Raw genomic sequence first — 23,601 nt, forward strand, 5'->3', positions numbered from 1 at the left:
GCTGGCGGGCGGGGTGTAGCTGATCGCCCCGGTCGTCGCATTCACCGTGGCGCTGCCGGAGACCGGCAGCGTGGCCAAGGTGACCGAGGCCGGATTGAGCGTGCCGTCGACATCGCTGTCGTTGGCCAGCACGTTGACGGCCACGGCGGTGTTGACTGCGGTGGTCGCGCTATCGTTCACCGCCTTCGGCGGCGTGTTGGCAGAGGTGACGGTCACGGTCACGGTCACTGTGGCCACGTTGGTCGCGGCACCGCCGTTGTCCTGCACGGTATAGGTAAAGCTATAGGTGCCCGCCATGCTGGGCTGGTAGGTAACAGCGCCAGTGAACGGGTTGACGCTTGCGCTGCCGCTGCCGGGGAGCGACAGCAGCGTCAAAGTGCCGGGAAGCAGGTTGCCATCCGGATCGTAATCGTTGGACAGAATATCGATCGTGACGGATGCATTGGAAGGCGTCGCGGCCGTGTCATTGCGGGCGACCGGCAATTTGTTGCTGCGTTTGACGATGACCGTGGCCGTGGCGATGTTCGAAATCGCGCCGCCGCTATTACGGATGGTATAGGTGAAGTCGTCTACGCCCGCGAAACCTGCCGCCGGGGTGTAGGAGAACTTGCCGCCGCCGGCATTCACAGCACTGCCATGGGCGGGACGTCTGACTGCTGTGATCGTGGCCGGGTCGAGCATGCCGGTTCGGTCGAAATCGTTGGGGAAGACGTCGACCAGCACCACGGTGTCTTCGGGGGTGACGGCCATGTCGTCAGCCGCCGCCGGCCGGGCGACGGCATCCTGTATCAGCACCGTCACGGTACCATCGTTGGGCGTGCCGTCAGCCGATGGATTGTAGTTCGACACCACGATGTCCGGGTGGCCGTCCTTGTTCCAGTCCGCGATCGCCAGTCCTTTTGGCCTGGTGTTGAAGGTGCCGCGCGAGTTTGTGGCGCGGGTGGACACATTCTGGCGCGGATGGAAGGTCCCCGCCGGATCGCGCAGGTAAATCGCCACATCATCGGTCTCGCCGTTGACGACGACAATGTCGCCGTAACCATCCCCGTTCAGGTCCGCGATGGCAACCGCAATGGGGTGTGACTCCACAGTGGGATCTGCACCGGTCGGCAAGGACGCGCCGAACGCGATGAAGCTGCCGTTGGGCTGCCCCAGACCCACGCGGACGACATCGTCGGCTGGCGTGTAGAGATTGTTCGTGCCTATCGACACCAAGTCCGGAATGCCATCACCGCTAATGTCGCCCACGGCTTCGCCGCCTCCGGTCACCGGCCCTGCCACGAATGTGCCACGCCCTGTGCCTAAATAAACCGCGCCGGGCATAGCGAGATCCAGGTGACCGTCCCGGTTGAAGTCCGCCACCGTGATGTGATTGGATTTCTCGGTCAAAAATACCTGCCCTGCGGCGAAGGTGCCGTTGCCGTTACCAGAGAGGAAGTATGTGTCCCTGTCGACCGTGTTGACGTCGGCGCTGGATATCGTCACCACCAGATCGGTGATGCCGTCCTCGTCGAAGTCGCCCGTGGTCACTGCGCCGGGACGGCGGCCTGCAGACAGGCAAGGCAGTTGCTGTGTGAAGCTTCCATTGGCTGTGCCCAGAAACACTGGAACCCTGGGCCCAACACTGTTGCAAAGCCCGACTGGTACGTTCTGACCTGCTCCGTCGAAACCTTCCGTGGTTACCAAATCTGAAATGCCATCGCCATTGAAATCAGCCGTGGCAATGCCGGTCAAGTACTCGCCGGCCAGAAAACCACCCGTCTGCGGAAATCCGCCCTGACCGTCGCCGAACAATAAGGTGACGCCGTCCACGTTTGGATAGGATTCCGGTGCAGAAAAGTCGGGAGTGGTCACCAGATCGAGGTTGCTGTCCCGATCGAAATCGCCGACGGCAATGCGATCTCCGACGCCACCGGCCGGCAGGTCGACAGAAGCCGGCGCGTGGAAGACGACCGAGGAACCCGCCCCGTGAACCAGTGTGGCGCAGGCGGCGAGGGCGGCCAGCGCGAGACGTGCCATCCAGATACTCAGCTTCGGCCAGCCGGTCGGGGAGATGTTGGGCCCGGACGCTTTTTTCTTCATCGCTTGTGACTCCTAAAGTGTGGCCACACATTGACACTCGCGCCGCTGTGAGGTGGACACGGGCACGTGAGCGTGTCCTCCGACCATCGCAGTGGACGGACGTTTATTCGACCACAGGCATCTGCCGCACCATGTAGGGCATACCGTGTATTTGCCCAGGGCAATTACCCTAGTTCCACCGTACCCGGCAAGCAGCTCATGCGCTTCGCTCGGCATGCCGATGCTCACGAGCATCAAGAACCGTTGAAGCAAGATACTCAACGCGATCGACTGCTGCTGACCTGGATGTACAACTCTGCGGCGCGGGTGTCCGAGATTGTTGGCGCTAAGTATTCCTGCGCCCGCAAATTTACAGTGTTCAGCGTATTGCTCTGCTGGGGCGTGCTGCGTAGGCTTGGCTGATGATGACACGCAAACACATGGGAATATGGCTGCTGCTTGGATGCAGTCTTTGCCGGCCGGGATGGGCGGAAATTTATTCCTACACTGCTGACGATGGTACGGTGTCGCTCAGCAATGTGCCGACGGATGACCGCTACACCGTACTGATCTCGGCGACAAAGCTAGCGGTTACCACAGCGCCCCTGACTAAAAGTCGCAAGGGCATTGCAGGCATGGCTGCAAAGGCTGGCTACGACCAGGTTGTCAACGAGGTGTCCCGAACCTACGGCCTGGAAAGCGCCTTGCTCCATGCGGTGATTTCGGTGGAATCGCGCTACAACCCGAAGGCGGTCTCCAAAAAAGGGGCGACCGGCTTGATGCAGCTCATGCCGCAAACCGCGAAACGCTATGGCGTGGCCGATGCGTTTGATCCGAGGCAAAACCTGGATGGCGGCGCCCACTATTTGCGGGATCTGCTACGCCTGTTTGACAACAACGTCAGTCTGGCACTCGCTGCCTACAACGCCGGCGAACATGCCGTGATGAAGCATGGCAACCGCATCCCGCCCTACAGCGAAACTCTGTCCTACGTGCCAAAAGTTCTGGATTTCTACCAGCGTTATCAAACCGATTTTTAACCAGCTGTGGTTCACGGAGTCTCGCGGGTTCACTTGCAGTGCTCGTCCGTCGTGTTCAATGCCCCCATTGTTGAAGACAATGTCACGTTCCTCAGCGGCGCGGACCATTTCATGGTGAAAGGCGAGTCGATCGAAGCGAAGACTGTCGGCCTGCTCAAGCACTGGCTGCGGGCACGCTTCATCACCCTGATCATCGTGAATTCCATTGGGTCAGGGCGAACGCAGTCCTGATTCGGTACTGGACTACAGTGAAACCCACCACTTCGAATAAAGGCTTGTCCGTAGCGAAGTGAGGGGTTCACTCCAGTGCAGTTATTTTTCCTTCCTCTAGAGTTAAGGCTACGGATGCGTCCGGCGCGGGCTTTGGGGCCAGCGGCGATGCAATTGATTTGAGTTGACACCAGTACGGGAGAGCACGATGAAAACCAATGCATTGAGTCTATTTCGCCCCTGCAGCCGATTCGGGTGTAGCCTCCGAATAATGTTCAATTACCTGGTCGCAGCGCTGTTGCTGGCCGGCTTGGGGCAACCCGTGTTTGCAGCCGTGCTGCTGAACGAGGATTTCAACGACAACGCCGCCACCTACACGACAATTCTGGGCGGAGAGGCCACAGCCAGTGCCATTAATATTCGACTGGCCAGCAACGCCATCAACACCGCTGTGAATGCTGGCTTCGATTTCTTTTTTGGTGCCAGTTCAAGTACCAACCGCTTCCTGGTGATTGGCGATAACGCCGGCAATCTAGGCTTAGAACCTGATGGACAGAGCATTGGCGCACTGTCGATTGCCAAGTTTGATCTTGGGCTGTGGGGAGGGGGGCTGCATAGCCTGGCTATCGGTTTCGATTACGCGTTCGATACCAACCAGGCTCCCGGGACTGCAGGGACGCGCAGCCCCGACGATTTCTTTGTGCTGCTGCTGGACGGTTCGGACAACCAGATTGACGAATTGCTGAGCTTCGATGATGTGCTGCGCAATGAAGCCAGCCGCAAGGGTAATTTCAACCAGGTGGTGAATTTCAGCATGGCCGGCGCGAGCAACGTCTATTTGGCCTTCGGCCTTACTGAAGCAAATGGCACGAGCAGTTCGGCGGTCGGCATCGACAACATCCAGGTTCAGTCCGTACCTGAACCAGGCTCCCTGGTCCTGCTCAGCCTGGGCCTGCTTGGCCTCGGCTTCGCCCGCCGCGGCAAGGCCTAGGCACGCTCCAGATACCAGACAGATACGTCGGGCGATGCTGGCACGCGTCGCTGGCGTCACCCGCAGACAAGAGCTGCCGTCGCTCTGCAACCCCCTTCATCAGATTTTCTTCACACAGACGCTGACCCAAGGCGTGTGAGATTTCACCTGTGCATCGTGATCCGTAACGCATTCCCGCTTCCTGCGTTACCACGCTACCGTCCCCCCTGTTTCCTACAGTGAAACCCGCCGCTCGAATGCAGACTTGGCCGCAGCGGAGTACAGGTTTCGCCCCGCTGAAATATGGCTGTAGCGTCACTAAACTTCAGTCGTAACTTTTGGTGACTTTCGTGTTGGCAAGGACGCGAGGTCACAAGTTAACTCAATTCATATTGATACGAGCCGGGGAGGACGCGATGAAAACCGATACCTTGAGACAATCTAGCGGCGCATACCACGTGTGGCGCCTGTTGCTGTCACTGCTGTTGCTAGCGGGCCTTTTTCATGCCCTCAACGCCCAGGCGCTGACGATCAACGTGGTCAACCCGAGCGGCGCTGCGGTGACCGACTTCCGCTGGCTGGTGGAGGAGGATGCCACCAAGGAATCCATCCCGGGTCTGCCGGCGGGGGCCGGCAACTTGTCGCTGAACTTCCACACCAGCTATATGCCGGTGGTGGCGTCTGGCCGGGTGGGCACGGTGTCGAAAGGCCCCAATCCAACCAGTCTGGTGCTGGATACGGCGAAGCGCTATTACGTCTCGGTACTGCCCGACGGCGGCGGCTACCAGATGGGCGGTGCGCCGGTGGCAGCGGGACAAAGCGAAGTGACCATTGTGGTCAACAAGACGCCCATTCCCACCGCGCAGATTTCAGTGTTCGTATTCAATGACAATCAGCCGATCAACGGCAAACCCGATCTGCCGCAGGAAGTAGGGCTGGCGGGCTTCAGCATCATTCTCAAGGAAGCAGGCGGCACCTACGGGCAATCCGGCGGCCAGGTGACCCAGGACGCCTTCGGCAATCCGGTCGGGACCACCTACCAGCAGGACGTCAACGGCAATTTCATATTCGAGGTTGATGGCGTAACGCCGAAGGTGCTGGCTGTCGGCAACGGATTCATGGCGTCGGGTCCGGACGGCGTGGTACGTGTCAAGTATCTGGCGCCCGCCAAGTACACCGTGGAGGTGGTGCCGCCTGCTGGTTCCGATTGGCACCAGACTTCCACCATCGAAGGGACCAAGGGGATCGACGCCTGGGTGAAGGCCAATGAGCCGAGCTTCTTCCAGGAGTTCGGGCCACCCGGGCACCATGTGGATTTTGGTTTTGTGAGGACGCTTAACGATACCAGCGTGTTGAGTGGCGGCAGCACCATCACCGGCAAGGTCGTGAACCAGCACATGTCGCGCCCACCCAATTTTGCTTTTTACAACGGCGCCCCGGTGCCCAATTGCTGGGTGGGGTTGAATGAACTGCCGGTCGCGGGAAGCAGCCGCGGGATCTACTCCCGCAAATGCAATGCCGACAGCACCTTCTCCATTCCCAACGTGCCGGCCGGTATTTATCAACTGGTCATCTGGGACGAGTTCCTGGACCGCATCATCGCTTCAACCAACGTCACAGTGCCGGCGGGCGGCGGCGTGGTTGATTTGCTCGATGTGCCGGTTTTCGACTGGTTCGGGCATTTCAAGGCGCGCGTTTTCTTCGATGCCAATAAAAACGGTTTCCGCGACTCGACCGAGGTCGGTCTTTCGGACCAGGCGCTGAATCTGCGCTTCCGCGATGGCAGCATCTACCAGGCAACCGCCACCAACGCCCAGGGCGAAGCCGAATTCACCGAAATCTTCCCCTTCTTCAACTGGCTGGTCGCCGAGGTCGATTTTGCCCGCTTCAAGGCGACCGGCATGACTGCTGTTGTCGACACTGGCGGGCCGGTTGCGGCTGACAGTGGCTGGACCATGCCATCTCGTAACACACTCACTCCGCAACTTCAATACTGCATGCAGGCGGATGTGGACGCCGGGGTGCCGGAGTGTCCGGCTGCAGGCGGGCTCAGGACCAATCCCAACACCGGCAATGCGTTGTCGCGTACCGATACCGGGCCGATTCTGACCCAGGGCATCGCGACTTTCCTTGGTCAGACCAACCTCATCGAATGGGGCAAGGCGCTTTACAGCCCAGGTGAGAATGGTGGCGTTTCCGGCATGGTCCAGTACGCCACGGTGCGCGCCGAGGAAGACCCGCGCTATGCCGCCGCCGAAAACTGGGAGCCCGGCATTCCGCGGGTGCAGATCAACCTGTATAAGGATTTCAACAAGGACAATGTGATCGATGACCTGGACGGCAACGGATCAGTCACCCTGTCCGATGTGGATAACTACCCCTTCGGCTGGAGCGACGGCAGTGCGCCCAAGGGGCCGGAGGACATAGACCGCAATGGCAATGGCGCCTTCGACAAGGGCGATGCCTTCGACGTCGCCACCACCGATAGCTGGGACGACAACGTACCCGCTGGCTGCCAGGGCGCAACGTTTGTCTCTAACGGCGTGACCACCGACTGCTACGACGGCCTGCGCAATTTCAACCAGCTGCGTCCGGCCGTGTTCGACGGCGGCTATGCCTTCGGCGGCGGCGCGGGTAAGCCGGAGCTGGCAGCCGGTACCTATATCGTCGAGGCGGTGACGCCGCCCGGCTACGAAACCGTGAAGGAAGAGGACAAGAACGTCGATTTCGGCGACAGCTACACGCCCAGCCCCTTGCTGTTGCCACCGGTCTGCGTGGGTGACTCTCGTGTCGTCCCTGCTGAACTTGATCTGATGCCGGGCGTGGCTTCGGCCTACGCCGGTCAATCCCGACCGCTGTGTGACCGCAAGTCGATTGATGTCGCGCAGGCCAAGAACGCCGGCGTCAACTTTTTCATGTTCACCGAAGTGCCAGTGGCGGGCCACATCGTCGGCTTCATTCTTGACGATACCGCCAACGAGTTCGATCCGAACGCACCGACCTTTGGCGAAAAACACGCGCCGCCTCATCTGCCGGTGTCGATCCGCGACTGGACCGGCCGTGAGCTTTCGCGGGTCTATTCCGACCAGTGGGGCACCTATAACGCGCTGGTGCCATCCAGCTATTCGGTGAACATTCCGTTCCCGTCCGGCGTGTCGCCCAACATGGTGACCACCTGCATGAACCATCCGGGCCCGATCCAGGATACCCGTGTCGGCTCACCGACGTTCGGGCAGATGATCATTGATCCCTACTTCGACCGGCAGTACAGCCAGTTCTGCTACACCTTCCAGTACCTGCCGGGCAAGACCACCTATCTGGACACGCCGGTCATGCCGGTGGCGGCGTTCGCCGGTGCAGGGCAGTTCCCGGTCGACTGCGAGGTGGGCGATAGCACCCCGATGATTTATTCGGCGGAAGGCATCACGGCGGCTGGCAGCAGCTTCGGCGGCCCCTACGTGGGCGACCAGGGTAATGCGGTGGCGGCAGCCAATCAACATCGCGTGCGCCTCGTTTCGGCCGGCATGGTGGAGGTGGCCAATCCGGCCTACGACGGAACCAATGCCAGGACCATTCTGCGCAACTACGGCTTTGGCGCCACACAGGGCAGCGTGACGCTCGGTGGCGTTCCCCTGCCGGTCGATCCAGGCAGCTGGAGCAACGACATGATTGTCGTGCGGGTGCCGGGATCTACCCCCCTTGGCAATGGTCAGCTCCAGGTCGTGAGTAGCGACGGCAAGGCCAGCATCAGTGGCATCACCCTGACGGTGGGTCAGTACGGCAACGCCGTCACCCCGCCAGTCGACAGCCCGACACGACGCGTGGTGCAGGCGGGGCAGACGATTCAGCAGGTGATCGACAGCGCCAACAGCGGCGACCTGATCCTGGTGCCGCCGGGAACCTATGAGGAAATGGTGATCATGAACAAGAAGGTGCGCCTGCAGGGTTGGGGTGCGCCCTCGACCATCATCAATGCAGCCAAGTATCCGGCCGAGAAATTGCAGGCCTGGCGCAACAAGGTGAATCAGCTGTTGGCTGCCAACTCCTTTGACCTGTTGCCGGGACAGGAAGCCGGTATCAACGCGCCCAACAACGAGCCCGGCTTGTTCAATACCGAAGAGGGCCCGGGCATCATGGTCGTGGCCAAGGAGTTTGGCGATAAAGCGTTCGACAACGCCCGCAATGCGCGCATCGACGGCCTGACCATCACCGGCGCCGATCACGGTGGCGGCATCTTCGCCAACGGCCATGCCAATTACCTGGAGATCAGCAATAACCGTATCGTCAACAACTACGGCACCTACGGCGGCGGTATCCGCATCGGCCATCCGAACCTGATCAACCCCACGGTCGAAGCCATCAACGACCCCCAGTATGGCGGCTATACCAACGCCAGCAACGACTTCGTCCGCATCCACCACAACCACATCGCGCAGAACGGCGGTGGAGGAGAAGCGGGCGGCGGCGTGGCGCTGTGCACCGGCAGCCACAACTACCAGGTCAGCCAGAACTACATCTGCGGCAATCACACCCTGGGCAATGGCGCTGGCATCGGCCATCTGGGCCGCAGCAACAACGGCACCATTGCCAACAACAAATTGCTCTTCAACCAGTCGTTCAACCAGGGGCTGGGCGTGTCAGGTGGCGGTATCTACATCGGTGGCCAGGCTTCCTTGGTTCCGACAACGACACCACGCCCCTCGCCTGGTACCGGGAACGTGACCGTGTCGTCCAACCTGATTCAGGGCAATCAGGCCGGTGCGGGCGACGGCGGCGGCATTCGTGCCGAATTCGTCAACGGGATGGATGTGCGCAGGGCGCCCGGCAACTCGACCACTTGGTACCGGCTGAACGTGGTGAACAACATGGTGGTGGATAACATCGCCGGCATGGCGGGGGGCGGCATCTCGCTGCAGGACACCGTGCTCGCCAATATCAGCAACAACACCATTGCCAACAACGACAGCACGGCAACGGCGGGGGCGGCATTTGCACCCAACAGCCCAAACCTGTCGACACCGCAGCCAGCCGGAATCGTGTCGCGTGCCCATACCACCCTGCTGTACAACACGATTGGGGCGGGCACTGGCTACAAGCTCGAGTTCTCCAACCCGACGCTGTTCAACAACATCGTCTGGCACAACCGCTCGTTCTACTGGGCCATCGACAACACGACCGATCCGGCCACCTTCGGGCTGGTGCCGAACATCGGTGCGGGTCAACCAGCGGTGTATTCGGACCTTGCAGTGTTGGGGACGTCGAGCCCGGCGCACCAGCTGAGCCCACGCTACAGCCTGCTCACCGACCTGACGGGTTATGGCGGTGCCAACAACATCACGGGTGATCCGATGTTCGTTTCGGAGTACACCAACGGTGATCAGGGCCAGACCATTCAGCAGCCTGAACTGACCACCAGCATCGCCACGGCACCGGCCTTCGACGAGGGCGGCAACTTCATCGACGTGCGCTTCGGCCCGCACACCCCGACCGGTGATTACCACCTCAGCGCGGGTTCGCCGGCCCTGGCCACGGGAACGATGCAGAGCGGGGTGCCGACGAGCGACTACGACGGCGAGCCGCGGCCGATCTCCAGCCCCGATATCGGTGCGGACGAACGCAACTAGCAGTTGAAGGAACATCCGCCGGGACTACCCGGCGGATATGGAAACCAGAAGGAGAACCATCATGACTTCAAGCGACCTTCGGAAACATTTACTGCCAATTGCGATGGCTGCATCTGCCCTGCTGGCAGGCCAGGCTGGCGCCGCGGTATATGTGCAGTGCCCGGGCGATACCAACGGCGATGGCGTCCCCGAGACGCCCACCCCGGGCGTCGTGTGCAAGCACCTCGGGGCCGGTGACGGCTTCTCCACCATGGCCGACGGCAAGCCGCTGTATGGTTTCGGTTTTTCCGACCTCACCGGGGTGCTCCCGGCACAGGCCATCAGCACCGGGCTGCTGGCCGCCAACTTTGCCGCGCCGACCATCGAACTCAAGGAGGGCGACAAGTTCTATCTCACCCTCACCAACGTCGGCATGGTGATCCGTCCTGATCTGTTTGACCCGCACACCGTGCACTTTCACGGTTTTCCCAACCAGGCGCCGGTGTTCGACGGCATGCCGGAGGGTTCGTTCGGGATCAACATGGGGTCGAGTGTGACCTACTTCTACAACGTCACCGAGCCCGGTACCTATATCTACCACTGCCACATGGAAGCTACCGAGCATATGCAGATGGGCATGCTCGGCCAGATCTATGTGCGCCCGGCGCAGGACGGCACGACCATCGCGGGCTACTCGAAGTTTGCCTACAACGACGGCGACGGATCCACCGGCTACCACAAGTCCTACCCGATCCAGCTCGGCTCGGTGGACCACAATTTCCACGACGCCAGCGAATCGGTACAGCCGCTGCCGTTTGCCGAGATGAAGGACACCTATGCGACGCTCAACGGCCGCGGTTACCCCGACACCGTCAACCCGGGCCCCTTGCCGTCGCCGACAGTCGACGGCGCGAGCATCAACAACGACAACCAGTCGCAAAAGATCAGCGCGCTGATCACGGCCACAGCGGGAGAGAAAATCCTGTTGCGGCTGTCCAATCTCAACGTGACCAACTACTACACGGTGACCACGCTCGGTCTGCCGATGCGCGTGGTGGGCGGCGGTGCGCACATCGCGCGCGGCCCCGGCGGCAAGAACCTTTACTACGACACCGGTTCGGTCACCCTGGGCGGCGGCGAGACGTCAGAAGTAATCGTCGATACGGCTGGCGTGACGCCAGGAACCTATTTTCTTTACACCACCAATCTCAATTACCTGAGCAACAACGACCAGGATTTCGGCGGAATGATGACCGAAATCGTTGTCCAGTAGCCGGACCGAACTTCAGCGAAGCAAGAGGAGAGACGACATGAACCAGACTATTTTCCCGCTCGCACGATGGCTCACTGCCGTCATCACCCTGTTGCTGTCGGCTACCGCGCTGCCGGCCTGGGCTGCCATTGACGGTATTACCGGGCCCGTCTTCAACCTCACGGCCAAGGAGGATCACATCAGCACGGGCGATGGCAACAGCATTTATAACTGGGGCTACGCTTCGGACGACAAGGGGAACTTCCCGGGCGTCATGCAGTACCCCGGGCCGACCCTGATCGTGAACCAGGGCGCCACCGTCACCATCAACCTGAGCAATACGCTGCCGGTGCCGGTGTCGATCGTTTTCCCCGGCCAGCAGGGTGTCACCACCAGCGGTGGAACGGACGGCCTGATAACAAAAGAAGCCCCGGCGATGAGTGGCGGCGTGCCCGGTATGGTGAGCTACACCTTCACCGCGACCCATGCCGGCACCTACCAGTATCACAGCGGCACCCAGCCGGCGGTCCAGGTAGAGATGGGGCTGGTGGGAGCGCTGATCGTTCGCCCGTCTGGTGTGGCCGACCCGCTGCATCAAGCGTACGTCCATCCGGATACCGCGTTCGCCCGTGAGCATCTGTTCGTGCTCACCGAGATCGATCCGCTGATACATGAGCAGCTGATGTCCAACCCGCTCGCCGTGGTGGACACAAGCAACTACCGTCCGGTGTACTGGTTCATCAACGGCCGCAACGCGCCGGACACCATGCTTGAAGCTGGTGTGCCCTGGCTGCCCACCCAGCCCTACAACAGCATGCCGCGCATGCATCCGGGCGAGAAACTGCTGATCCGCATGGTCGGCGGCGGGCGCGACCTGCACCCGTTCCACACCCACGGCAACAACTTCTGGGTCATCGCACGGGATGGCCGGGTGCTGGAAAGCGCGCCGGGCGCCGGGCCGGATCTCGCGGTCTCGGATTTCACTCTGCGCACCGTGCCGGGCGAAACCTACGACGCGATTTTTGAGTGGACCGGCAAGGGCCTGGGTTGGGACATCTATGGCACGACGGCGCAGTTTGCGCATACCTGCACGCCGGACGTTAACGGCTTCGACACTGCCACCAGGGAGTGGTGCGCCGACCATAACAAGCCGATTCCGGTGGTGCTGCCCAATCTGCAGGACATCACCGTCGGCCCACATTACAGTGGTAGCCCTTACCTCGGTCGCTTCGGTACCTTGCCACCGGGATCGGTGGTGCTGAACCAGAACGCGGGCTACTTCCACATGTGGCACTCGCACAACGAGCGGGAGATCGTCAATAACGACATCTTCCCCGGCGGCATGATGTCGATGCTGATCATCGAACCGGCCAGCGTGACCATTCCGTAATCAAGGGGAGATACGACCATGAAAACCAGGCTTCTACCCATCAGCTGGATGGCCCAGGCGCTCGCGCTGGCCGGACTCTCCAGCTTCCCGCCCGCGGCGTCTGCCATCGATTATTGGCTGCGCGCCGAGCCGCTCACGGTGTCGATGCCGGGTGGTGTCAACGTACCGATGTGGGGTTACGCCAGCTGTACGGATGCAACCTTCAGCAGCTGCAGCGCGGCGAGCGTGCCGGGGCCGGCGCTGACGGTACCGGTGGGCGACCCGTTGCTGACCGTCCACCTGAAGAACAACCTGCCGGCCAGCACCTCGATCGTGATTCCCGGGCAGACCGCAACCATGGTGCCGGTCAAATTCACCGATGCCAGCGGACGTGAGCGGGTACGCTCTTTCACCCATGAAACCCTGGCGGGTGGCGGCACGGGCGATTACGCCTGGTCCAACATGAAACCCGGCACGTATCTGTATCACAGCGGCACGCATCCGCAGGTGCAGGTGCAGATGGGGTTGTATGGTGGCGTGAAGAAGGATTTCGCGGTCAGTGCGGCTTATTCGGGCGTGACCTACAGTAACGAAGTGACGCTGCTCTATAGCGAGATCGATCCGGCACTGCATACCGCGGTCGCGACCGACAGCTACGGTCCAGGCACGGCCATGCCCAGCACGTTGAACTACCAGCCGAGGTATTTCCTGATCAATGGCAAGGCTTTCGTCAAACCCCTTGCTGGTGATCCTCCAGTTCCCGCGCTCGCCACGCTGACGGCCGGGCAGCCGACGTTGCTGCGTTTTCTCAATGCCGGCCTGCAGACCCGTGTTCCGGTGATCAACGGCATGTCCATGCGGCTTGTCGCCGAGGACGGCAATCCTTATCCGTGGCCTGCCAATCCACGCGAGCAGTATTCGGTATTTTTGCCTGCCGCCAAGACCATCGACGCGATCATCGTCCCGCAAGTGGGAGCAGGCGGGGCAGCAGCCCGTTATCCCATTTATGACCGCAAGATGGGCCTGAGCAATGATGGCGCGCCGGACGGCGGCATGCTCGCCTTTCTCGACGTGGGCGGCGGCGGCAATGCGCCTGCATTCACCTCGACTCCGGTTACCACAGCGATGCAAAATGTGCTTTACAGCTACCCGCTCGCCGCGAGCGATGCCGATGGCGGAGTGCTGAACTACTCGCTCGACGTCAAGCCCACCGGCATGAGCGTCGATGCCGGCACAGGCGCCATCAGCTGGACCCCGAGCAGCGCACAGGTAGGAACGCAGGCGGTGACGGCACGGGTGACCGATCCGACCGGATTGTTTGCAACGCAACCATTCATCATTGTGGTTGCTGATGCCAATGATCCGCCGGTGGCACAGAACAACGCTTACACCATGATCCGGCGCGGCACGCTGAATGTCGCGGCGCCCGGCATACTCGCCAACGACAGCGATCCGGATGCCGGTGACACCCTGAGCGCCGTGAACTTCGGCGCGCTGACGCCACTTGGCGGCACGCTGGTACGCAATGCCAACGGCAGCTTCAGTTTCACCCCGCCGCTGGCTTACACCGGAACCAAGAGTTTCAGCTATCAGGCGCAGGACAGCAGCCTGGCCACCAGCAACGTCGCCACGGTATCCATCACTGTCATCGCCAACCGGGCACCGGTTGCCGTGGATGACACGGTGGCTGCACCAGTGCGCAGATCCACGCCGCCGTATGAGCCGGTCATCATCAACGTGTTGGCGAACGACAGCGATCCGGATACGGCGATTGATCCGGCCAACGTCATCAACCCGGCCAGCGTGACGATTTCGAGTGCACCCAACAAGGGCGGCAGTGTGGTCGTCAATGCGGACGGAACCCTTGCGTACACACCCAAGCTCAATTTCCGTGGCACCGAAACATTCCGCTATCGGGTGCAAGACACTTACATCGCGCCGGCTACCTCGAACGCAGCTTATGTGCGCGTCAACGTTCAATAGCGGAAACAGTCGGCGCCTTGCCTCTGCAAGGCGCCCATCGACAGGCAGGCAGCTGCCTGGACTGAACCGGGGTGGTGAAAGGGGACGATATGAAACAGCATGAGTTCTTGTCAGGCACACAGGGTCGGCAGCTGGCTGCGGGTGCTGGAGATGTGTTGGGGGCACTCTTGCTGGCCGTCGTGATTGCCATGACATTGTCGAGCGGCCAAGCCAATGCCGCGGAAACCCCAGAAAAGCCGACACCACACAGCGAAATTGAGGACAAGCTGGGCATCAAAATCGTGGGTTTGCGGCGCTCCGCGGTGGGGTATATGGTCGATTTCCGTTACCGCGTGCTTGACCCGGCCAAGGCCTCGCTGCTGCTGGATCGCAAGATCCAGCCCTATCTGCTGGACGAAGCCACCGGCGCGCAACTGGGTGTGCCTGATACGCCCAAAGTCGGCCAGCTGCGCCCGACCTCACGCAACAAGGTCATCCCGGGGCGCAATTACTACATCCTGTTCGCCAATCCGGGACGCTACCTGCAGGCGGGGAGCAAGGTCACCCTGATTGCGGGGGATGCCCGCATCAGTCACCTCACGGTCGAGTAGCGGAGGCATGAATCATGAACGCTTGGAGACCACCAAACGAACACCGAGCCGGCGTTCTGGTTGCGCTCGGTTGCATCGCCTGCGCCGGTGCGCAGGCAGCGGTGATTGCGCCCGATCTGAAAGCGGAATTGGCGCTACGGGCGCCGCATGAAGAGATCGCGGTGATCCTATCCTTGTCCGACAAGGTAGACCCCCGCCTGTTCAAGCTGGCAGATCGAAGCAAACGCGATACCCGACTGGTCAAGGCGCTCAAGGCAAAAGTTGCAGCGACACAAGGTACGCACCGGGTTTTCCTGCAGAACAATGGGGGGCGGCGACTGCGCGAATTGTGGGCAATCAACGGCATTGCCGTGACGGCACGCGCCAGTGTCGTCCGCCAGTTGGCGTCGCGCGTCGGCATTGAAAGCATTCGCCTGGATTCGACCTTGCAGGCCCCGGTCACCACCTTCGGCACTGCGGCACCACCGGAGTGGAACCTGAACGTGATGCGGGCACCGGAGATGTGGTCACTGGGCCATAGCGGCGCCGGCGTGGTGGTGGCCAACATGGACACCGGGGTCGATGCCGCGCATCCCGATCTGGCCGCTCAATGGCGCGGTGGCGACAACAGTTGGTACGACCCCCACGGCGAGCACGTCACCCCGCATGACAGCGATGGGCACGGCACCCAGACCATGGCCATCATGGTCGGCGGAGGCGCTGGGGGGACCGCCGTCGGCATGGCGCCGGACGCCCGCTGGATCGCGGCCAAGCTCTACAACGATGCCGGTCTGGCAAGCTACAGTGACATTCACCTTTCGTTTCAATGGCTGCTCGATCCCGATGGCGATTTGAATACCATGGATGCGCCGGATGTGGTGAACGCCTCGTGGGGCCTGGTCGGCACAGCTGGGCAGTGCATTACCGAGTTCAGCGCGGACGTTGAGGTTCTCAAAAACGCCGGCATTGCCGTGGTATTTGCTGCGGGGAATGACGGCCCGGCGCCGCTGACCAGCGTCAGTCCGGCCAACAATCCACAAGGCTTTTCTGCCGGCGCAATCGATGCCGCCCTGGCCATTGCCGGCTTCAGCAGCCGTGGTCAGTCCGCATGCGATGGCACGTTGTACCCGAAGCTGGTCGCGCCCGGCGTCAACATCAATACGGCCGATCTCTCCTTCGGCGGGTTGCCGCTGTACGCCGTGGTCTCCGGTACGTCCTACGCCGCCCCCCATGCGGCGGGGGCGATGGCTCTGCTGGCGGGGGCCTTTCCCAATGCCAGCATCAGCCAGATCGATGCGGCGCTGATCCAGAGCGCGCGCGATCTGGGCGTGGCCGGCGAGGACAACAGCTACGGCTACGGCCTGGCCGATGTGGCGGCGGCCCATCAGCTGCTGCTCGCCGGCTCCAACGGCCAGCCCGCCATCACCTCGACGCCGCTGACAGGCGCCACCGTGGGTAGCCTCTACCGCTACGCCGTCACCGCCAGCGATCCCGATGGCGATGCGCTCAGCTTTTCCCTCGACGCGGCGCCGGCCGGCATGACGATTGATGCCATCACCGGCGTGATCGAGTGGACGCCCGGCAGCACCCAGGCCGGCACCCATGCCATCACCGTGCGGGTCACCGATGCGCGGGGCCAGTCCGCGACCCAGTCCTTCAGCGCGACCGTCGCCACGCCCAACCAGGCGCCGGCTGCGTCGAACGATGCCTACAGCATGTCGTCTGGATCCACGCTCGGGGTCGCCGCTCCCGGCGTGCTGGGCAACGACGGCGATCCGGATGGGGATGCGCTGACGGCGGTGCTGGCGAGCGGCCCCGCCAGCGGCAGCCTCGCGCTCAACGGCGACGGCTCGTTCAGCTTCACGCCGAATGCCGGCTTTGCCGGCACAGTCAGCTTTGCCTACCGGGCTTATGACGGCGCTCTTTACAGCAACAGCGCCACCGTCTCGATCGCGGTCAATGCCAGTGTGAACAAACCCCCGTTAGCCAAGGGCGACAGTGCGACAGCCGCCATGCGCAAGGCCACCGCCTATACGCCCGTGGTCATCCGCGTGCTGGCCAATGATTCCGACCCGGACGGTAGCCTTGATCCTGCAACTGTGAACATCGCCACTGCGCCGGACAAGGGCGGAACGGTGGCGGTGAATGCCGGCGGTACGGTGTCCTACACGCCGGCGCTCAAGTTCCGCGGTAAGGAAACGTTCAAGTACACCGTGCGCGATCTGGCCGGCGCACTGTCCAACCTTGCGACGGTGACGGTCAACGTGAAGTGAACAGGCAACGATCCACCAACTGGGAGGATGACATGCGTACCCCGATACCAAAAAACCAAGTGCGCCGGCCGCACGCCTGTGCAAGCCTGATGCTCGCCGCGCTGTCGCTGAGTCTCGCGCCTTTGCCCATAAGCGCGATCGCGGAGGAAGCTTCGCATGCCCACCACCATCACGCTATGCCCGGCAAGCCGGACAGTTATGTGCGCACGCGGGTGGCCTACTCGGTCCCGGACGTGAAGCTGCTGGACGCCAATGGGGCAAGGGTGTCGCTGCGCAGCGAGCTCGCCGACCAGGACAGGCCAGTCATCCTCAATTTCATCTTCACCAGCTGCACCGCGATCTGTCCAGTGATGACCGCGACCTTCTCAGAGGTGCAGGCCACGCTGGGTCCGCAGCGGAGCGCAGTGCGCATGGTGTCCATTTCCATCGACCCCGAGCAGGACACGCCTGCCGTACTCAAGGCCTATGCCGGCAAGTTCGGCGCGGGACCGCAATGGCAGATGCTGACCGGAAGCCTGCATGACAGTATCGCGGTGCAGCGCGCCTTCAATGTATATCGCGGCGACAAGATGGGGCACTCCCCGGCCACCTTCCTGCGGGCGAAAGCCGGGCAGCCCTGGGTGCGGCTGGAAGGTTTCGCCAGCGCGAACGACATCCTGCAGGAGTACCGCCAGCTCGCAGCGCGATAAGCCTGCGTTCATCTGGGCGTGCCATGTGCTATCTCAAGCGCTGTGCGGTGCAGATTCTGGCCGCGCTGCTCGCCATGTCCGGGCATGGACTAGCGTCAAGTCCCGCTGCAACCGAGAGCCTGCCGGGTCAACGCATCTATCGTGATGGGGTGCTCCCCTCGGGCGAGCTGTTGCGCGCAACCGTGCAGCAAGGTGTGCCACTGCGCGGTGCTGATGCGGCCTGCGCCAAGTGCCATCGACGCAGCGGCCTTGGCAGCAGCGAAGGCCGCAACAACATCCGCCCGATTGCTGGGCGGCTGCTGTTCCCAACGACCAAATCCGAACAGCCAGCCTCACCGTCCGTAAAGGGGGGGCGCAGCGTGAGCGCCGGAGCACGTGTGGCAGCGCGGCCCGTATACACCGAGGCGTCATTGGCGCAGGCGCTGCGCGAAGGCATCGATCCGGCCGGTCACACGCTTGATCCGCTGATGCCCCGCTATACCCTGAGCGATACCGAGGCTGAACAACTGCATGCCTATCTTGCAGTCTTGTCTGCCGAACCCGCGCCGGGAGTGAGCGATACGGAGATTCACTTTGCGACCATCATCACTCCTGGCGTCAGCCCGGAAAAAACCCAGTCGATGCTGGGCGTGTTGCGGGCTTTTGTCAGCGACAAGAATGCCGGGACACGGAAGGAAGCGCGTCGCAGGGATGAAGGGCGTGAGCAGATGGATCGCGCCTACCGGACCTGGGTGCTTCACTCCTGGGAACTGAGCGGCCCGCCGGAAACCTGGCATGGTCAACTGGCGGACCACTATCGACAGCAGCCGGTGTTTGCCGTGATCGGCGGTATCGGCAACGGCAGTTGGAAACCGGTGCATGCCTTCTGCGAAGCATTTGAAGTTCCCTGCGTGTTCCCCGATGTGGACTATCCGGTCGTCACGGAGGCGGGTTATTATCCGCTGTATTTCTCGCGCGGTGTGACCCTGGAAGCGGAGGTGCTGGCCAAACATCTGCTGGAAGCCGGACCGAACAACAAGACCGGAACGATTGTGCAGGTACACCGCGACACGCCGTTGGGCCGGTTGCCGGCACAGGTGTTGCGCAAAGCCCTGCAAGACGGGAATAAGCAAACTGTTGTTGATTACACGCTGGCGGATGCTGGCCGCATGCCGGAAGAATTCCTGCCAAAGTTGCTGGGCAGTCAAAGCCCGAGCGTGCTGGTGATATGGCTCGACGCCGCCGATGTCCAGAATCTCCGGTTTGCCAGCACACCGCCAGCAGGGCTGCAAGAAATCTATCTATCGGCCAGCCTGTCAGCCATGCGCCGCCCTGACTTGCCTGACAATTGGCTGGAGAAAGTGCACATGGTTTATCCGTTTGATTTACCGGACAGCCGTGAACGGCGCTTGGCACGCATGAACGTGTGGCTCCGCGCCAAAAAAATTCCACTGGCGGACGAGCGTACCCAAGCCAATGCATTTTTTGCCGTCACCGTTACCGGGGATGCGATATCGCACCTGGGCGAAAACTTTTCGCGAGACTATTTCATAGAGCGGATCGAGCAAATGACGGCAGCCTCATTGTCCCCCTCAATCTATCCCCACCTGAGTCTTGGCCCAGGCCAGCGCTTTGCGTCGAGGGGCGGTTATGTCGTCAGGTTCCCTCCGGGAGCAGATAGCCCGCCGTTGCCAGTTGGCAACTGGTTGGTTCCTTGATGGCTCTAGGCTGGATTTGACATAAGCCGCTCAGTCATGGAGTCCGCCGGGCAGCGCGTGTCTGACGCGGAGCGTTCGGGCATCCCTCCCGCTTATTGCTTTGATTTGTCCGGCTGACTCGCCTGCCAGCAGACAGTTTGAAGAACCTGTCAAGGCACGCCGTTGCGCCCCGTATGCTTGGCCAGATAGATATTCGCTTCCCCCAAGTTTCAGGACCATGCCGGTTCGCAAACCTGATCGAGCATGTGGGTGGAGCGCTAAGTGGGAGTGCCGGGTACATTCATCGAGACATTCAGCACCCACCCAATCCATACGGTCTACGCACTGACTCTGAACACGATTCGTCCAAGGACACTCGCAGATTAAGCGGCCGTCATCAATCTGATGAAACAAACTCCATCGTTTGAGGTGGGGCAGGGTAGGTGCCTTTCCCCATGTCGGCCAGGCGAGCATTCCGAGATGTCTGCGGAGGAACTTAATTGCTAAAAATCTCGACCTAATAATCCTTCTTTTTGACCTTGCCCCTGGAATCCGTATCCCATAACCGAGATCATGAGTTGGCTTGCTCAGGCTGAGTTGCTCGCCAGCTTTGCTCGAACTGCAACGGGCTGACATAGGCCAGCGTCCAATGCAGCCGAGCGCGGTTATACCAGAGCAACCAGGCGATGGTCTCATCCTTGGCCTGGCGCCGGGTCTTGAACCGTTGGCCGTGCAAGCGTTCCACCTTCAATGAGCCGAACAGCGTCTCTCTGCAGGCGTTGTCCCAGCCGTTGCGACGCCGACTCATAGAACTGGTGATACCGTATTGCGTCAGCACGTCCCGGCAGTCCTTACTGGCACTGGTATTCTTACTGTCGCTATGGAAGATCAGCCCAGTTTGCTTGCTCGGGTGCCGCTTGAACTACGCCATGCGCAATGCGTCGATGACGATGTCACGCGTCATGTCTTGGCGCAAGGACCAGCCCACCACTTGGCGACTGAACAAGTCGATCACCACGGCCAGGAACAGGCAGCCTTCGTCGGTAGCGATATACGTGATATCGCCCGCCCAGACTTTGTCTGGCTCGGCCACAGAGAACTCACGGTTGAGCAAGTTGGGCGAAATCGGAGAATCATGTTTACTGTCGGTAGTGACCTTGAAGCGCCGTTTGCCCTTGGCACGAATGCCGTGCAACTGCATGAGCTTTGCACGTGCTCCTTGCTCGCACGGATACCGCGTGCGAGCAGTTCCTTCCAAATGCGCGCCCAGCCGTAACCGCCACGGGTTTCGACGCGGATAGCCTTGATATGCACCAGCAACGCGCCGTCGCTCAGATGGCGGCGCTGTGCATAGTTGACCCCATGAAGGAAGTGCTCGTGGCATCCGGCCACACTAACGCCGAGCACCCGGCACTGTTCCGAGATCGGCCACACGCTGCGGTGCGTCGGATGAAGGCGTACTTTAAGTCAATCCCTTTGCGAAGTACGCCGTCGCTTTTCCCGGAATGTCGCGCTCCATCTTCAGATGCGCCAACTCGGCTCGCAGCCGGCTGATCTCCATCTGCTCGGCACTCACGGGCGCCTTGCTGTCGGCGCCCTCAAGCTTGCCGTGTCGATGTGCCTTAACCCACTTGAACAGTGTCCGGTCAACCACACCCAATGTCCGCGCCGCCCTCGACCAACCGCACCGCCTCCTGCTTAAATTCGAGCGTGTATTGCGCCCGCGTCGTTTTTGTCATTTCCGTTCTCCTTGCCTGAATTGAACCACTCAGCAAGGGATACGTTTTACGCGGATGCAGGTAATCAAATTTTTAGCGGGCTTGCATAGCCTGGGGACCTTGAATTGTCCTTCAGTATCAGGCAGTTACTGGACTTCACTCGCTTGAATCGAAACCTGTCAAGTTCGAAGTTGAATCAGCGAGTTGTTTCTGGTGAGAGTCAGATGCCGAGCGAACTTGCGAGCTGAGGCGGTAAAGCAAGTGGCCGAGCGTGGTCATTCAGCAGCGGTCGGCCATTGCTCCACCTGGGTATCAGCAACCAGGCGATTGCCGCTATCGGCCCCGAACGGAGACACGATACGGCCCGGAGTTACTGCGCGGGACGATCTGGACCTTGCGTACCCTGGGCGCGCGCCGAGAGGTAAGCATAGAGATCCGCGATATGCGCGTTCACACGGGGTTCGCCCTGCCACGCGGGCATCGTGAGCATGTATTCCTTGCGCTGCACGATCTCATCGATCAGGGCTTCCCGTGCGGCGCTGTCGCCGCTGGACTGCCGCGCCGGCAGACCCCAGTCGTAGCGCGTGAGCACGAGGCTGACAAATTGGCGCGAGCCCATTTCGCGAACTCTGGGCAACAGATCGGGGCCGCCGGCCGTCCCGGTCGCAGCGGGCCCATGACAGCCTGCGCACCTGTCCTGAAAAACGCGCCAGCCGGTATAGACCGAACCGGGCGGCTTTGCGAGCCTCGCCACCTCCTGGGGGACCTCCCTGTTCTGCACTTCCAGGGCGCAACCGGCCAGCACCAGGGCCGACGCGACTGCACTGCCATACAGCAGGCCGCGGCGCCTCGTCGTGATGCGGCCGAAGAACGGCTTCAGTGCAAACTCCGATAGTCTCGAAAACTTCGCCATCGACATCACCTTTTCGTTTCTTGCGGCTGTAAATCCGACATGCGGTGCAGCCCATTTCGGCTGTGCTGCATGAGATTATGGACAGCGGCCCATACCTTTGTCTTGCGAAAGATCAGTGCCGGCTTCGGTTTGCACAGCCGAAGCGGCAGCCACCAGCCGCTGTTCACGGTGGCAGGAAAATTGTTCAACTCGCCGGACGCAGGCGCTCGGCGTCTGACGGCGGGCGATCACCGTCACAGATTTGAAGCGTGAAGCGAATTCGTTTCTGCTTCCGTCAGCGCCGGGCGAACGATGGCGGCCAGGTAAGCCTGAGAAAAATCCGGCGGCATTCGACGCGCTCGCCCGCTGCTTCGCTCAATGCACACCAGTTCCCAGCGGCCGCGCAGGATGGTTGCCTGGTCCCGGTTGCGGATCAACTGGAAACGACGCTCCATTGTCAATTTGCCGTCGCTGGCAGTCAGCCAGGTGCCGAGGGTGAGTTCGTCATTGAGTATCGTAGGCAGCAAATAGTCATACTCGCCACGCCGAATCGCCATCGCACGATCAAGGCGCTGGTAGTCAGCCAGACCAAGGCCGAGTGCTTCTGAGTGTGCCCAACCGATCTTCTCGCACCATTGAACATACACCGCATTGTTGGTGTGATTGAGGCCGTCAATGTCGGCGGCCTGCGGCACGGCAGGCAAGGTGAAGGGGTGCGGATAGTCCCAAGCCATAGGGGTGGTCAAAATATCGAAGGGAGTTCATCTTAGCCGCCGAATCGCGCCAGGAAGCGACCGACGGCCTGCGGTGCACAAGGGCAGCCAATCGCCGCCCAAAAAAAAGCCGCCAAGCTCTGTGAAGCTGGGCGGCTCGTCGCACTGCAGGTGCATTTTCAGGGCATGTACTCGCCAACAGGCGGCGCATGCCAGCACGAGCATGCGGTACAGGCTGCTTACTTGCCTGCCGCCTTGGCAGCTTTGCGCGCAGCGGCTTTGGGATCAACAGCCGCCTTGAACTTGGAGCCAGGGGTGAATTTAGGTACTGTGCCAGCAGGAATTTTCAGCGCAGCGCCGGTGCTCGGATTTTTACCGGTGCGGGCTGCGCGCTTGACCGACTTGAAGGTTCCGAAGCCAACCAGGGTGACCGTGTCGCCTTTTTTGACGGCGAGCTGCACGGTTTCAATGAAGGTGTCCAGGACGCGTCCGGCTGCCGCTTTGGACAGGTCGGTTTTGGAAACAAGTTTTTCGATGAGTTCAGCGCGGTTCATTTTTTGACTGCAATTGGTTGATGGGATGC

15 protein-coding genes and 1 pseudogene are annotated in these 23,601 nt (G+C 61.3%); 11 read left to right on the forward strand and 5 right to left on the reverse strand.

The features are described 5' to 3' along the window. On the reverse strand, positions 1-2,082 hold a 2,082-nt coding region (locus Q7T10_RS06565; RefSeq protein ID WP_304747022.1), incomplete at its 3' end, for an Ig-like domain-containing protein. 404 nt (positions 2,083-2,486) lie between these two features. Here Q7T10_RS06565 and Q7T10_RS06570 point away from each other — a divergent pair. The 11 genes from Q7T10_RS06570 to Q7T10_RS06620 all read left to right on the forward strand — a co-directional run bounded on the left by Q7T10_RS06570 (position 2,487) and on the right by Q7T10_RS06620 (position 19,716). Then, positions 2,487-3,101, forward strand: a complete 615-nt coding sequence (locus tag Q7T10_RS06570) for a lytic transglycosylase domain-containing protein (RefSeq protein ID WP_304747023.1) — start codon at positions 2,487-2,489, stop codon at positions 3,099-3,101. Positions 3,102-3,152: 51 nt separating this feature from the next. Continuing rightward, positions 3,153-3,332 carry a hypothetical protein gene (locus Q7T10_RS06575; RefSeq protein ID WP_304747025.1) on the forward strand — a complete coding sequence of 60 codons (180 nt, stop codon included), beginning with the start codon at positions 3,153-3,155 and terminating at the stop codon, positions 3,330-3,332. A 250-nt stretch (positions 3,333-3,582) separates the two neighbouring features. Beyond that, positions 3,583-4,302: a PEP-CTERM sorting domain-containing protein gene (locus Q7T10_RS06580; RefSeq protein WP_304747027.1), complete on the forward strand. Its 720-nt coding sequence runs from the start codon at positions 3,583-3,585 to the stop codon at positions 4,300-4,302. Between the two features lie 395 nt (positions 4,303-4,697). Beyond that, on the forward strand, positions 4,698-9,905 hold the full coding sequence (locus Q7T10_RS06585) for a choice-of-anchor Q domain-containing protein (RefSeq protein WP_304747029.1): 5,208 nt from the start codon (positions 4,698-4,700) through the stop codon (positions 9,903-9,905). 61 nt (positions 9,906-9,966) lie between these two features. Then, positions 9,967-11,157 (forward strand): multicopper oxidase domain-containing protein, encoded by a 1,191-nt coding sequence (locus Q7T10_RS06590; protein ID WP_304747030.1) that lies wholly within the window; start codon positions 9,967-9,969, stop codon positions 11,155-11,157. A gap of 37 nt (positions 11,158-11,194) precedes the next feature. After that, positions 11,195-12,526 carry a multicopper oxidase domain-containing protein gene (locus tag Q7T10_RS06595; protein WP_304747031.1) on the forward strand — a complete coding sequence of 444 codons (1,332 nt, stop codon included), beginning with the start codon at positions 11,195-11,197 and terminating at the stop codon, positions 12,524-12,526. A gap of 18 nt (positions 12,527-12,544) precedes the next feature. Next, the gene (locus Q7T10_RS06600; RefSeq protein WP_304747032.1) at positions 12,545-14,488 is read left to right on the forward strand and encodes an Ig-like domain-containing protein; all 1,944 of its coding nucleotides are present in this window, start codon (positions 12,545-12,547) and stop codon (positions 14,486-14,488) included. 89 nt (positions 14,489-14,577) lie between these two features. Then, on the forward strand, positions 14,578-15,078 hold the full coding sequence (locus Q7T10_RS06605; RefSeq protein WP_304747033.1) for a hypothetical protein: 501 nt from the start codon (positions 14,578-14,580) through the stop codon (positions 15,076-15,078). A gap of 14 nt (positions 15,079-15,092) precedes the next feature. Further along, on the forward strand, positions 15,093-17,330 hold the full coding sequence (locus tag Q7T10_RS06610) for an Ig-like domain-containing protein (protein ID WP_304747034.1): 2,238 nt from the start codon (positions 15,093-15,095) through the stop codon (positions 17,328-17,330). 32 nt (positions 17,331-17,362) lie between these two features. Continuing rightward, on the forward strand, positions 17,363-18,019 hold the full coding sequence (locus Q7T10_RS06615; RefSeq protein ID WP_304747035.1) for an SCO family protein: 657 nt from the start codon (positions 17,363-17,365) through the stop codon (positions 18,017-18,019). A 410-nt stretch (positions 18,020-18,429) separates the two neighbouring features. Further along, complete coding sequence (locus Q7T10_RS06620; RefSeq protein WP_304747036.1) at positions 18,430-19,716, forward strand: cytochrome C; 1,287 nt, start codon at positions 18,430-18,432, stop codon at positions 19,714-19,716. A 550-nt stretch (positions 19,717-20,266) separates the two neighbouring features. Here the strand turns inward: Q7T10_RS06620 and Q7T10_RS06625 are convergent. The 4 genes and pseudogenes from Q7T10_RS06625 to Q7T10_RS06640 form a co-directional block, all read right to left on the reverse strand. Continuing rightward, positions 20,267-21,434, reverse strand: a pseudogene (locus Q7T10_RS06625) (IS3 family transposase). Positions 21,435-21,783: 349 nt separating this feature from the next. After that, on the reverse strand, positions 21,784-22,326 hold the full coding sequence (locus Q7T10_RS06630) for a c-type cytochrome (protein ID WP_304747037.1): 543 nt from the start codon (positions 22,324-22,326) through the stop codon (positions 21,784-21,786). A 233-nt stretch (positions 22,327-22,559) separates the two neighbouring features. Then, complete coding sequence (locus tag Q7T10_RS06635) at positions 22,560-23,000, reverse strand: thioesterase family protein (protein WP_304747038.1); 441 nt, start codon at positions 22,998-23,000, stop codon at positions 22,560-22,562. Between the two features lie 257 nt (positions 23,001-23,257). Further along, entirely contained in the window at positions 23,258-23,599 is a 342-nt protein-coding gene (locus tag Q7T10_RS06640) for an HU family DNA-binding protein (RefSeq protein WP_370653738.1), read from the reverse strand. Positions 23,600-23,601: the final 2 nt, after the last annotated feature.

The sequence above is a fragment of the Rhodoferax sp. genome (assembly GCF_030646845.1).
Taxonomy (GTDB): domain Bacteria; phylum Pseudomonadota; class Gammaproteobacteria; order Burkholderiales; family Burkholderiaceae_C; genus Rhodoferax.